This window comes from Ensifer sp. ENS06 (genome assembly GCF_014852205.1).
GTDB classification, from domain to species: Bacteria; Pseudomonadota; Alphaproteobacteria; order Rhizobiales; family Rhizobiaceae; genus Ensifer; species Ensifer adhaerens.
Genome location: NZ_JACVBC010000015.1, coordinates 75,722 through 88,504, shown reverse-complemented (window position 1 = coordinate 88,504; position 12,783 = coordinate 75,722). Strand labels below are relative to the sequence as shown.

Annotated in this window: 13 protein-coding genes; 7 read left to right on the top strand and 6 right to left on the bottom strand. The window is 62.9% G+C overall.

Annotated features, from left to right (window positions below):
- The first annotated feature begins 23 nt into the window (after window positions 1-23).
- The 3 genes from atpD (at window position 24) to IB279_RS31520 (ending at window position 3,669) form a co-directional block, all read left to right on the top strand.
- Window positions 24-1,541: a F0F1 ATP synthase subunit beta gene (gene atpD, locus IB279_RS31530; RefSeq protein ID WP_034802502.1), complete on the top strand. Its 1,518-nt coding sequence runs from the start codon at window positions 24-26 to the stop codon at window positions 1,539-1,541.
- Between the two features lie 120 nt (window positions 1,542-1,661).
- A complete protein-coding gene (locus IB279_RS31525; RefSeq protein ID WP_034803086.1) occupies window positions 1,662-2,063 on the top strand; it encodes a F0F1 ATP synthase subunit epsilon in 402 nt (133 codons plus the stop codon).
- Window positions 2,064-2,241: 178 nt separating this feature from the next.
- A complete protein-coding gene (locus tag IB279_RS31520; protein WP_192340502.1) occupies window positions 2,242-3,669 on the top strand; it encodes a mannose-1-phosphate guanylyltransferase/mannose-6-phosphate isomerase in 1,428 nt (475 codons plus the stop codon).
- An 86-nt stretch (window positions 3,670-3,755) separates the two neighbouring features.
- On the opposite strand, the gene IB279_RS31515 is transcribed toward IB279_RS31520, so the two are convergent.
- On the bottom strand, window positions 3,756-4,859 hold the full coding sequence (locus tag IB279_RS31515) for a saccharopine dehydrogenase family protein (RefSeq protein WP_034802496.1): 1,104 nt from the start codon (window positions 4,857-4,859) through the stop codon (window positions 3,756-3,758).
- Window positions 4,860-4,984: 125 nt separating this feature from the next.
- Here IB279_RS31515 and IB279_RS31510 point away from each other — a divergent pair, with 125 nt between their 5' ends.
- A complete protein-coding gene (locus IB279_RS31510) occupies window positions 4,985-5,416 on the top strand; it encodes an Lrp/AsnC family transcriptional regulator (protein WP_034802493.1) in 432 nt (143 codons plus the stop codon).
- Between the two features lie 36 nt (window positions 5,417-5,452).
- Here the strand turns inward: IB279_RS31510 and IB279_RS31505 are convergent, their stop codons facing one another.
- Complete coding sequence (locus IB279_RS31505; RefSeq protein WP_234824476.1) at window positions 5,453-6,367, bottom strand: DUF6030 family protein; 915 nt, start codon at window positions 6,365-6,367, stop codon at window positions 5,453-5,455.
- 284 nt (window positions 6,368-6,651) lie between these two features.
- Between IB279_RS31505 and IB279_RS31500 the strand changes: the two genes are divergently transcribed.
- Both IB279_RS31500 and IB279_RS31495 read left to right on the top strand, forming a co-directional pair.
- A complete protein-coding gene (locus IB279_RS31500; protein WP_112771763.1) occupies window positions 6,652-7,557 on the top strand; it encodes an aminoglycoside phosphotransferase family protein in 906 nt (301 codons plus the stop codon).
- 330 nt (window positions 7,558-7,887) lie between these two features.
- Entirely contained in the window at window positions 7,888-8,637 is a 750-nt protein-coding gene (locus tag IB279_RS31495; protein WP_090295342.1) for a F0F1 ATP synthase subunit A, read from the top strand.
- 40 nt (window positions 8,638-8,677) lie between these two features.
- On the opposite strand, the gene IB279_RS31490 is transcribed toward IB279_RS31495, so the two are convergent.
- The 4 genes from IB279_RS31490 to IB279_RS31475 are packed head-to-tail and all read right to left on the bottom strand — an operon-like array spanning window position 8,678 to window position 12,220.
- Window positions 8,678-9,529 (bottom strand): metal ABC transporter permease, encoded by an 852-nt coding sequence (locus tag IB279_RS31490; RefSeq protein WP_060611074.1) that lies wholly within the window; start codon window positions 9,527-9,529, stop codon window positions 8,678-8,680.
- The gene (locus tag IB279_RS31485) at window positions 9,526-10,386 is read right to left on the bottom strand and encodes a metal ABC transporter permease (RefSeq protein WP_112771764.1); all 861 of its coding nucleotides are present in this window, start codon (window positions 10,384-10,386) and stop codon (window positions 9,526-9,528) included. The genes IB279_RS31490 and IB279_RS31485 overlap by 4 nt, the downstream gene beginning before the upstream one ends.
- Window positions 10,383-11,318: a manganese/iron ABC transporter ATP-binding protein gene (locus tag IB279_RS31480; RefSeq protein WP_034802478.1), complete on the bottom strand. Its 936-nt coding sequence runs from the start codon at window positions 11,316-11,318 to the stop codon at window positions 10,383-10,385. Before IB279_RS31480 ends, IB279_RS31485 begins: the two co-directional genes overlap by 4 nt.
- A complete protein-coding gene (locus IB279_RS31475) occupies window positions 11,315-12,220 on the bottom strand; it encodes a metal ABC transporter substrate-binding protein (protein WP_034802475.1) in 906 nt (301 codons plus the stop codon). Before IB279_RS31475 ends, IB279_RS31480 begins: the two co-directional genes overlap by 4 nt.
- 121 nt (window positions 12,221-12,341) lie before the next feature.
- Between IB279_RS31475 and IB279_RS31470 the strand changes: the two genes are divergently transcribed.
- Window positions 12,342-12,770: a Fur family transcriptional regulator gene (locus IB279_RS31470; RefSeq protein WP_034802472.1), complete on the top strand. Its 429-nt coding sequence runs from the start codon at window positions 12,342-12,344 to the stop codon at window positions 12,768-12,770.
- Window positions 12,771-12,783 lie beyond the last annotated feature (13 nt).

Genomic DNA, 12,783 nt, shown 5'->3' with positions numbered 1-12,783 from the left:
GTCACGAGAAGAGGGTAAGGATTATGGCTAAGGCAGCTACCCCGAAAGAAACCGCAGCGGAGAAGAAGCCCGCTGCACCGAGGAAGGCAGCTTCCGCCAAGACCGCAGCAGCAGCCGCAACCGGCGCTGTCGGTCGCGTAACGCAGGTCATCGGCGCCGTCGTCGACGTCGCGTTCGATGAAGGCCAGCTTCCGCAGATCCTGAACGCGCTGGAAACCGACAACAACGGTAACCGCCTCGTTCTCGAAGTCGCACAGCACCTCGGCGAAAACGCCGTCCGTACGATCGCCATGGACTCGACCGAAGGTCTCGTCCGCGGCCAGTCGGTCACCGACACCGGCGCACCGATCACGGTTCCGGTTGGCGACGAAACGCTCGGCCGTATCATGAACGTCATCGGCGAGCCGGTTGACGAAGCAGGCCCGCTCGTCACCTCGGGCAAGCGCGCCATCCACCAGGAAGCGCCGTCCTACGTCGAGCAGTCGACGGAAGCGCAGATCCTCGTCACCGGCATCAAGGTCGTCGACCTTCTCGCTCCTTACGCAAAGGGCGGCAAGATCGGCCTCTTCGGCGGCGCAGGCGTCGGCAAGACCGTTCTCATCATGGAACTGATCAACAACGTCGCCAAGGCGCACGGTGGTTACTCGGTGTTCGCAGGCGTGGGTGAACGTACCCGCGAAGGCAACGACCTTTACCACGAAATGATCGAGTCCGGCGTTAACAAGCACGGCGGTGGCGCAGGCTCCAAGGCTGCCCTCGTGTACGGCCAGATGAACGAACCGCCGGGCGCCCGCGCTCGTGTCGCCCTGACGGGTCTGACGATCGCTGAAGACTTCCGCGACAAGGGCCAGGACGTTCTGTTCTTCGTCGACAACATCTTCCGCTTCACCCAGGCAGGTTCCGAAGTGTCGGCGCTGCTCGGCCGTATTCCGTCGGCCGTGGGTTACCAGCCGACGCTGGCGACCGACATGGGTCAGATGCAGGAACGCATCACTACGACGACCAAGGGCTCGATCACCTCGGTCCAGGCCATCTACGTTCCGGCCGACGACTTGACCGACCCGGCACCGGCAACCTCGTTCGCCCACCTGGACGCAACGACCGTTCTGTCGCGCTCGATCGCCGAAAAGGGTATCTACCCGGCCGTTGACCCGCTCGACTCGACCTCGCGCATGCTCGACCCGATGATCGTCGGCGAAGAGCACTACGAAGTGTCGCGTAAGGTGCAGACGACCCTGCAGCGCTACAAGGCGCTCCAGGACATCATCGCCATCCTGGGCATGGACGAACTGTCTGAAGAAGACAAGCTGGCCGTTGCCCGCGCTCGTAAGATCGAACGCTTCCTGTCGCAGCCGTTCTTCGTCGCCGAAGTCTTCACTGGTTCGCCGGGCAAGCTCGTCGCTCTCGAAGACACGATCAAGGGCTTTAAGGGCCTGGTCAACGGCGAGTACGACCACCTGCCGGAAGCTGCCTTCTACATGGTTGGCTCGATCGAAGAAGCGATTGAAAAGGCCAAGAAGCTGGCTGCCGAAGCCGCTTGATAGCACTGTTAAGCCTCGGCGCTGCACAAGCGCCGAGGCTTTCATCCTGTCCTTTCGCAAGGATAGGGAAGACATGCACAGCCGCCTCTCAGGTGGCGCGCCCACAAGAAGTGAATGGTCATGGCCGATTTCAACTTTGAGCTTGTTTCCCCCGAGCGCCTGCTCGTCTCCGAAAAGGTGACGGAAGTCGTCATTCCGGCGACCGAGGGCGAGATGACCGTGATGGCCAATCACGCGCCGACGATGACGACGGTGAAGCCCGGCGTGGTCACGGTGAAGCTGGCCGACGGCAAGACGGAGCGCTTTGCGGTGTTTGGCGGCTTTGCCGACATCCTGCCGACCGGCTGCACGCTGCTCGCCGAATCCGCCGTTCATGTCGATGAACTCGACCGCACGGCTCTCGAAAGCCGTATCGACGCGGTTCGTGCCGAGCTGGAAGGCGCCGGCGACGAAAAGAAGACCCGTCTGGAGCAGTTCGTCGCCGAACTGACGAAGCTCGGCGAGATCGTGATCCCGGCCTGAAAGGGACACCCGGAAGGGTGAAGCGAATGAGAAAGCCCCGCCTTCGAGCGGGGTTTTTTGTTGCCTGTTTTGTCCGATCTTGTAACCAATAGCAGCCGGACCGGCCGCTTTAGCCATTCTTCATTAGAGCTGCTGTACTGAGCCGGCATCGTTCAGCCTAGGAAGAGAGACCGCTGGCATGACGTCGAAGATTGTTCCTGTCATCATGGCCGGCGGAAAGGGCACCCGACTGTGGCCGCTCTCGCGCTCCGCCGCGCCCAAGCAGTTCCTGCAGATTCTTTCCGAGCGATCGCTGTTCCAGCAGACGCTCGAACGCGTGGGCGACCGCACGCGATACGAACCTGCCATCGTCGTCACCAACAGCGACTTTCGCTTCATCGTCGCCGAGCAGGCCCGTACGATCGAGGCTGAGCTCGGCGACATCCTCTTGGAGCCGGTGGCGCGCAACACCGCACCGGCCCTTGCCGCCGCCGCCTTTGCAGTCCTTGGCCGCTACGGCGAAGGGGCGATCATGCAGGTGCTTGCCTCCGATCACGAGATCGATGCCGGCGTCCTCTACGAGGACTGCATCCTGCGAGCGCAGGAGGCCGCCGGGCGGGGAGAGCTGGTGACCTTCGGCATCACGCCGACCGAGCCGGCCACCGGTTACGGCTATATCGAGTGTGGCGACGAGCTGGCCGAAGGTACGAACCGGGTGGTGCGTTTTGTCGAGAAGCCGGATCGGGCGAAAGCCGAGGCGATGATCGCGACCGGGCGCTATCTCTGGAACTCCGGCCTGTTCATGCTGCCAGTAATGCTCTTTCTCGACGAGTTGAAGCGCTTTGCGCCCGAAGTCTTCGACGCAGCGAAGGCTGCCGTCGAAGGTGCCTACAAGGATCTCGATTTCACCCGGCTGCACGGCGAGAGCTTCGCAGCCGCTCCGGATATTTCCGTCGACTACGCCGTGTTCGAAAAGACCGACCATGCAGCCGTTGTGCCGTCGTCCTTCCCCTGGTCGGATCTCGGAAGCTGGGATGCGGTGTGGAAGACCGGGCGCAAGGATGACGACGGCAATGTCGTCACGGACCGGGCGACGGTGTCGAACACCCGCAACTCGCTGGTTCTGTCACGCGACATTCACCTGGCGGTGCAGGGGTTGGAAGACGTGGCCGTCATTGCCGGCGAGGACGCCGTCTATGTCGGGCGGCTGGACGACAGCCAGAGCGTCGGCCATATCGTCAAGGCGCTGGCGCGTTCTCCCAAAACCGCGGCGCTGACGGAGGTGCACCCGACCTCCTACCGCCCCTGGGGCGCGGTGGCCGCGCTTTCCGACGGCGAGCGCTTCTCGGTGAAGCGGCTGCGTGTGACGCCCGGCAAGAAAATCTCCCTGCAGAAGCACCATCACCGCGCCGAGCACTGGATCGTCGTGCGCGGCATGGCGGAGGTCACCATGGGCGGCGAGACGCGGCTCCTGCACGAGAACGAGTCGGTGTTCATTCCGCAGGGCACGGTGCACCGGCTGCACAATCCGGGCAAGATTCCGCTGGAGCTGATCGAGGTGCAGACCGGCTCCTATCTCGGCGACGACGACACCGTTCGCATCGAGGACGAATTCGGCCGCAACTAAGCGCATCGCATCGTTGGCGGACCGTGAAACGAAAAATACCCGGGCTGAACCCGGGCATTGAAGTCGGCGCATCAGGACTGATTGGCTCAGCCGGCGACGCGCGCGCTCTCGCCCTTCTGGGCGTAGTAGTGACCGAAGCGGTTGGCGAGGAAGGTGTCGAGGCCGATGTCTTCCTGACGAACGAAACCCTTCTGGGCGATCTTGCCTTCGGCGAGCAGATCGAGCACGGCGCAGATGCTGCCGGCCGTGGTGATCTGGATGCCGCTCTGCATGCGACCGGCAACGACGCCGCTATAGACCTTGTTGGCGTAGGTTTCCTGGATCAGGCGACCGTCGCGGAAGCCCGAAACGGTAACGAAGATCACGACGACGTCCTGGGTGGTGGTCGGCAGCGAATTTTCGAAGATGTCCTTGAGGACTTCGCGGCGGTGACGCAGGCCGAGGTCGTTCAGCAGCGCCTTCATGATGGCGGCGTGACCCGGGTAGCGGATCGTCTTGTAGTTCAGCGTGCGGACCTTGCCCTTCAGCGTTTCGCAGAGCGTGCCGAGGCCGCCCGAGGTGTTGAAGGCTTCGTAGGTGACGCCATCAAGCGAGAATTCTTCGCGTTCTTCCATGGCCGGAACTTCGATCAGGTTGCTCTCAACGATCGCCTCGCAGGGCTCGATGTATTCGTTGATGACGCCGTCGGTGCTCCAGGTGAGGTTGTAGTTCAGAGCGTTCGATGGGTACTGCGGCAGGGCGCCGACGCGCATGCGCACGCTTTCCAGCGTCTGGAAGCGGCTGGCGAGATCGTTGGCGACGATCGAGATGAAGCCCGGTGCGAGGCCGCACTGGGGGATGAAGGCGGTGTTCGCCTTGGCGGCGATCGCCTTGACCTGGCGGGTGGATTCGACGTCTTCGGTAAGATCCAGGTAGTGGATGCCGGCTTCGGCAGCGGCTTCGGCGATTGCGACCGTCAGGTGGAACGGAGCGGCGCTGAGCACGGCGAACTTGCCGGAGAGAAGGGCGACGAGCGCCTTCTTGTCGCCGATGTCGACGGTTGCCGTCGTGATCGCGGCATGCTTTTCGACCTGTTCCAGCTGCTCGGCGGCGCGGTCGGCGACGCAGACGCTGTAGTCGCCGGTGTGGGCCAGCATGCGAGCGATGGTGGAGCCGATCTTGCCTGCTCCGATGACGACGATATTCTTCATTCTTTCCCCCGGGGTATGAGAACTGTTTGTGTCTCTATTGTCGAGGGAGGGACTGTTGATTTGAAGCGCTAATATGACTAAATCGCCTATCTAAATTCGGCAGATTGCCCAACAGGACAGACGAAATGCAGATCACCGACAAGGATCGCGAGCTTCTCGCCATCTTGAGCGAGAACGCCCGCATGCCGACGGCGACGATTGCCCGAAGGCTTGGTCTGTCGCGCACGACGGTGCAGGCCCGTATCGAGCGGTTGGAGCGCGAAGGCATCATCGCCGGCTATGGCGTGCGCCTCTCGGAAAGCTACGAGAAGGGGCTGGTCAAGGCGCATGTGCTGATCACCATTGCGCCGCGGGCGCTCTCGCGCGTGACCCCGGAACTGAGCGCCATCCGGGAAATCCAGACGCTGCATTCGGTCAGCGGCAGCTTCGACCTGATCGCCGTGGTCGCCGCGATGTCGATCAGCGAACTCGACCTGCTGATCGATCGGATCGGCGAAATCGACGGTGTCGACCGGACGCTGTCGTCGATCATCCTCTCGACGCGGATCGACCGCTAGGCCGTCCTTCGGCTCAAGCGACAAGCGACGCGGCCGTCAGGGTGGGCTAACGGACGGCGCGGATTCCTCTTTGTTGCTACCCGTTCCGTCGGGCACCTTGGCTGGAGCGTTCCAGGCGCTCGGTCCCCGAACGAAACTGCGCAGGCTGCCATCGCCATAGGCGAGCCACTTGCTGCGGTCGAAATATTGTTCGGCAATGTTCTTCGGGCGGGCGCGGGCGGGTTGATTGGCGAGGAAATTGTAGCGCTGCGTCTCCTCGTCGGATTCACGCTTGAGCTGGATGCGGCTGCCGAAGCGCTTGAGGTCGAATTCCCTCAGCGCCTGGATCTGCAAGGTGACGCTGGCCGCATCCGCCCAGCGCACGTGGTCGAGGAACACGGATGCCGCGCGCGCCGCCGCCGTCGTCACCGCCTGGCTGTCCTCCTGGCGCTCGATGTTGAGCTTGACCCGGAACGATGAGATCTCTTCCTCGCCGCTGCCCTTGACGAAGATGAAGATCGAGGAGGGTTTGTCCTCGCCCGGCCGGGGGAAGGAAATGAGCGAGGAGCATTCCCATTGAGCCTGTTCGCCGGCGCTCGATTTCCATTCGAGTTCCCGAAAGCCGGCGTCGCGCAACTCGTCGCAAAGCGCCTTGGGGTCGCTGCGGATGGCGCGCAGGAACGGCTGCTCCGGCGTCTGCAGATCCTGGAAGATCCAGGCGGGCAGGGCGATGCGCGGTGGCACGCGCCTCGCGCGCTTCGTGCCCGTCGTCTCGTCTGGCTTTCCCCGTTCGAGGAAGGTCGTCGGCAGGCCGAATGCGAGCAGAACCCTTTTCAGATTGCGCTGCTCGTTGGCGAGCAGGGCCGTCGCGACGATGGCGGTGACGATCAGCAGCAGGGCCACGATGAAGAAGCGCAGACCGGTGCTGCGGGCCGGCTTGCCGGCGGGCGTCTTGCCCTTGGCCGTGCTCATGCAGCCTCGCCCGCCCGATGATGGGCGATGAGCTGCGGAGCCTCCAGCGAAGGGCGATCGGTCTGCCGGGTTTCCATGATCTCAGGCTAGCAAGATGTCCAAGCTTCCTTCATCCTCGAAATCCGTCGCGGCGGCAATATGCAACCGCCGATAACCGCGCGGCGACTATTGCATCCCGGCACAACGCGCCGGTGAATGGTTGTTGGCGTGAACTAAAAAGTTGAAATCCGGAAGCGATTGCATAGCTTGCGTCCGCAGACATTCAAACGGGACGTACGTTCGTCATGACAGAGCTGACATCCGCAACTCCCTCGATCGACGTACCGCTGGTGCGCCGGCTGCTCGCGGCGCAGTTTCCGCAATGGTCGGAACTCGACGTACGGCCGATCGAACCGGGCGGCTGGGATAACAGGACGTTTCGCCTCGGCGACCGGATGACCGTCCGGTTGCCGAGCGCCGAGCACTACGTTTTGCAGGTGGAAAAGGAACATCGCTGGCTGCCGCTGCTGGCGTCGCAACTGCCGCTGCCCATTCCGGTGCCTCTCGGCAAGGGCGTGCCGGGAGAAGGTTTTCCCTGGCCCTGGTCGGTCTATCGTTATCTCCCCGGGCAAACACTGGCTGTCGAGCGGGTCGACGATATCAGTCAGGTGGCGAAGGACCTGGCGCGGTTCCTGCGCGCGCTGATGCAAGCGGATGCCATCGGGGCACCCTTGCCCGGCGATCACAATTTCCATCGCGGCGGGCCGCCCGCCTTCTATGACGCGCAGACGCGTCAGGCGCTCACGCTGCTTGCGGACAATGTCGATACGACAGTGGCAGCAGAGGTGTGGGAGGCCGCACTTGCCGCGCCTTTCGAAGGAGCGCCTGTCTGGTTTCACGGCGATATCGCCTGGGGCAACCTGCTGGTCGAGAACGGCAGCTTGAGCGGCGTCATCGACTTCGGCACCTCCGGCGTCGGGGATCCGGCCTGCGATCTGGCGATCGCCTGGACGTTTTTCGACGGCGAGAGCCGCGAGGTTTTCCGCGACGGCATGGCTCTCGATCGCGGCGCCTGGGCGCGCGGCCGCGGCTGGACCCTGTGGAAGGCGCTGATCGTCCTTGCCGACATGACTGGCGCGCCCGCGAGCGAAAAGGCAAAGCAGCGCGTGGTGATCGACGAGGTGCTTGCGGATCACCGTCGCTACGGCTGAGACCGGTTGGGCGGCGGCCAAGCGCCGACTTGACCCCGGCGCAAATTGCCTCTAGGTCAGGCGCACGCGGGACGACCCGCGTCGGTGTTTCGCCTGGGGACGGCCCCATTATCTCGACCGAGATATTGGAGACGATCGTACCATGCAGCCCCGTAGCCCGCGGCACGTCCGCGTGACCAATTCCTTCATCGAGCAGCCCGATTGCCCCGCCGGAAGCCATCGTTTCGTGGAACGATCTCGGCCGCCGATCGCTTTCCCAACATATTGAAGCGCGCAGGTGGCCGCCTGCGCGCGCCGCCGACGTTTCGTCACCAACGCACGAGGTTGATGATGGCCGGACCCATCGAACAATTTGAGATCAAGTCGCTCTTCCCGATCGCCGAAGTCGGCGGCCACCAGATCAGCTTTACCAACTCGGCCGCCTACATGGTGCTGACGATCGCGATCGCCAGCCTCTTCCTGATCCTGTCGACCAGGAGACGCGGCCTCGTGCCGAACCGGGCGCAGTCGGCTGCCGAAATCCTCTATGAGTTTGCGGCAAAGACTTTGCGCGACAACGCCGGCGAAAAGGGCATGCGCTTCTTCCCGCTGGTGTTCTCGCTGTTCATGTTCATCCTGACCGCCAACCTGATCGGCATGTTTCCCTATGCCTTCACGGTAACGAGCCATATCGCCGTCACCTTCGCGCTGGCGATGCTGGTGTTCCTGACGGTCACGCTCTATGGCCTCTACCGGCACGGCCTCGGCTTTCTCAGGCTGTTCATGCCCTCAGGCGTGCCGTTGATCCTGGCACCGATCATCATCCCGATCGAGGTGGTCTCCTACCTGTCGCGCCCGGTCAGCCACTCAGTCCGTCTGTTCGCGGTCATGCTCGCCGGTCATATCACGCTCAAGGTTTTCGCCGGCTTCGTCGTGGGCTTGAGCGGTTTCGGCGCGCTTGGCATTCTGGCGGCGATCATGCCCCTGCTGATGACGGTGGCGCTGACGGGGCTGGAGCTGCTGATGGCCCTGATCCAGGCCTATATCTTCACCATGCTGACCTGCATGTATCTCAACGACGCGCTGCATCCGAGCCACTGAGAAAAGGCAAGAGGCTCCCCCGCCAAGGGGAGCCTCTTTTTCATTCGGCCGCCACGCGCCGGGCTTCGTTGCGGTAGGTCCGCCAGGACGACCAGGCGAAGGCCATCAGGAACATTGCGGTCATCAGGAGCACGATGGTCGGCGCCGGCGCGCTGTCGATGAAGAAGGACAGATAGACGCCGGTGAAGGACGCCGTCATCGCGATCAGCACGGCGACGATGAGCATCATGCCCATTGTCCGGGTGATCAGGAAGGCGATGGCGCCGGGCGCGATCAGCATGGCGATGGCGAGGATCAGCCCCACCGCCTTCAGCGCACCGACAATCGTCAGCGACAGGATCGCCAGCAGCCCATAGTGCAGCCAGTTGACCGGCAGGCCGACCGCCTTGGCCTGGGCCGGGTCGAAGGCATGCAGCAGGAAATCCCGCCACTTGACCGCGAGGATGCCGGCGGCGACGAGCGCGATCGCGCCGGTCTCGACAATGTCCGGCCAGCCGATGCCGAGCATGTCCCCGAAGAGGATGTGATCGAGGTGCACGTCGCTCTGGATCTTGGTGTAGAGCACCAAGCCGAAACCGAACATGCCGGAGAAGACCACGCCCATGACGGTATCCTGCTTGATGCGGCTGTTTTCCTTGAGATAGCCGGTGAGCAGCGCGCAGGACATGCCGGCGGCAAAGGCGCCGACGGCGAGCGGCAGGCCGACGATGTAGGAGATCACCACGCCGGGAAAGACGGCATGTGAGATCGCATCGCCCATCAGCGACCAGCCCTTCAGCACCAGGAAGCAGGAGAGCATCGCGGTCGGGATCGCCACCAGCACCGAGATCAAAAGCGCGTTGCGCATGAACTCGAATTCGAACACGGCAAGCATCATGTCGAGCGAGATCATCGGCCGGCCTCCACCGGTTCGGCGCCGCGCCGGCGGGCGGCCAGAAGCCCGTGCTTCGGGGCAAAGACGAAGGCCGTCAGGAAGATCAGCGTCTGCAGCACGATGATGATGCCGCCGGTGGCGCCATCGAGGAAATAGCTGAAATAGGCGCCGAAGAAGCTCGTCAGCGTGCCGATGGCGACGCTGATGAGGATCAGCCGCGGAAAACGATCCGTCAGCAAATAGGCGGTGGCGCCCGGTGTTACGACCATGGCGATGACGAGAAAGGCGCCGACGGTCTGGAGGGCCGCGACCGTGCAGGCCGAAAGCAGCGTGAAGAACAAGACCTTGAGGAAGGTCGTCGGGATGCCGATCGAGCGGGCGTGGCTCTCGTCGAAGAAGGTCACCATCAGGTCCTTCCACTTGGCCGTCAGGATGACCAGCGAGACGATGCCGATGATCGCCAGTTGCAGCGTGTCGGCGGGCGTGATCGCCAGGATGTTGCCGAGCACGATTGTCTGGATGTTCACCGACGTCGGCGACAGCGAGACCATGAAGAGGCCGAGGCCGAAGAAGGAGGTGAAGATCAGCCCGATGATCGTGTCTTCCTTGAGCCTTGTGCGCTGATTGAGAAACAGCATGGCGCCGGCGGCAAGGGCGCCGGAGAAGAAGGCGCCGAGCGAGAAGGGCAGGCCGAGCATGTAGGCGCCGGCAACGCCGGGCACAATCGAGTGCGAGAGCGCGTCGCCGATCAGCGACCAGCCTTTCAGCATCAGATAGGAGGACAGGAAGGCGCAGACGCCGCCGACCAGTGCGCTCACCCACATGGCGTTGAGCATGTAGCCGTAGGTGAAGGGTTCGGAGAGCGTGGCGATCATTTGCCGTTCTGTTCCCCGTTGGTCTCGGGCTTTGCCGGTTGCGCCACCATGCGGTCCTTGTCGCCATACATGACGAGCGGACGCTCGTCGTCGGTGATGACGGCAAGCTGGCGGGGATCGGCGTCGTCGTGCAGGCTATCGCCGCCGAGCACGAAGTGCCGCAGCACGCCACCGAAGGCGAGCTCGAGGTTCTCGCGGGTGAAGGTCGTCTCGGTCGGGCCATAGGCGAGCACGGTGTTCTTCAGAAGCACGGTGCGGTCGCAGAATTCCGGTACGCTGCCGAGATTGTGGGTCGAGACCAGCATGACCCGGCCCTCGTCGCGAAGGCCGATCAAAAGCCGAATGATCGCGTCCTCGGTTTTGACGTCGACGCCGGTGAAGGGTTCGTCGAGCAGGATGACCTTGCCGTCCTGGGCAAGGGCGCGTGCGAGGAAGACGCGCTTCTTCTGGCCGCCGGAGAGTTCGCCGATCTGGCGCTTGCGGTAGTCGCTCATGCCGACGCGGGCAAGGGCTGCCTCGACCGCTTCGTGATCGACTTTCTTCGGGATGCGCAACATGTTCATGTGGCCGTAACGGCCCATCATGACCACGTCCTCGACCAGCACCGGGAAGTTCCAGTCGACTTCTTCGGCCTGCGGCACATAGGCGACGAGGTTTTTCTTCAGCGCGTCCGGCACGGAAAGACCGAGGATCGCGATCTCGCCGCGCGACAGGCGGGCAAAGCCCATGATCGCCTTGAACAGCGTCGACTTGCCGCTGCCGTTGACGCCGACGAGCGCAGTGATCGTGCCGGTCGGGATCTCGAAGCTGGCGTCACGCAGCGCCCGCAGGCCGTTGCGGTAGGTGACGGTGGCACCCGCGACGCGGATGCCGCTTCCTTGCTCACCGGAAGAAGGTGCTGGCCCGGAGCGCGTCTTCACCTGAAGGTTCATTGTGCAAGACCCTTGGCGATGGTTTCCGATGTGACGCGCAGCAGGTCGACATAGGTCGGAACCGGGCCGTCCGCTTCGCTCAAGGAATCAACGTAGAGCACACCGCCGTATTTTGCACCGGTCTCGCGCGCCACTTGTTCTGCCGGGTCCGGCGAAATCGTGCTTTCGGAGAAGACGACCGGGATATGGTTCGCCCGGACGGCGTCGATCACCTTGCGGACCTGCTGCGGGGTACCCTGCTGGTCGGCGTTGATCGGCCAGAGATAGAGTTCCTTCATTCCGAAATCGCGGATCAGGTAGCTGAAGGCGCCTTCGCTCGAGACCAGCCAGCGCTTGTCCTCGGGGATCTTGGCGATCTCGGCGCGGATCGGTGCAATGGTCGCCTCGATCTTCTGCTTATAGGCCTCGGCATTGGCCTTGTAGGTCTCGGCATTATCAGGGTCGTACTTCACGAAGGCGTCGCGGATGTTGTCGACATAGATCAACGCGGCCGATGGCGACATCCAGGCATGCGGATTGGGCTTGCCGGTATAGGGGCCCTCGGCAATGCCCATGGGGTCGATGCCGGTCGAGACGACGACACCGGGAACATCGTCGAAGTTCTGGAAGAATTTCTCGAACCAGCGCTCCAGGTTCAGGCCATTCCAGAGGATCAGCTTGGCGTCATGCGCCTTCAGGATATCGCGCGGCGTCGGCTGGTAGTTGTGGATCTCGGCGCCCGGCTTGGTGATCGATTCGACGATGGCCGCGTCGCCCGCGACGTTCTTTGCCATGTCGGCAATGACCGTAAAAGTCGTCACTGCCTTGAATTTCTCCTGCGCGTAAGCGGCGCCTGGAACGAGCGCAATGGCTGCGACGGCCGTCATTGCCGCCAGGATCGCGCGCCTCGTCTGATCGATCATTCTCTACTCCCAGATGTTGATGCTCACAGGAGTAGGGGAATGATTTGCATAAGTCAATGCAAATGAGAAGCATTCGCAACTGGCTATTTTCAAAGGCCGTGCCCTTGGCTAGTGTACGACCATGAAACAGAACAAGAATCGTGTCGAAGAACTGGAAGGCGTGTTGAGGGATGGCGGCGTGCGCGTGACGCGCCAGCGTGCCGCTATTCTGAAGATCCTCGCCACCGCCGAAGACCATCCGGATGCAAACGAACTGCATCGCCGGGCGAAGGAAATCGACGCCACCGTCTCGCTATCGACGGTCTACCGGACGTTGTCTGCGCTTGAGCAACAGGGCGTGGTGCAGCGCCATGCCTTTGAGAGTGCGACCGCTCGCTTTGAGACCGCCGACGCGCCGCACCACGATCATCTGATCGATATCGACACCGGTGCGGTGATCGAGTTCCGCTCCGACAAGATCGAGCAGCTTCAGGCGGAAATCGCCGCCGAACTCGGCTATGACCTCGTACGTCACCGGCTGGAACTCTACTGCCGCAAGCGCAAGGACTGAGGCGTCGGCAATG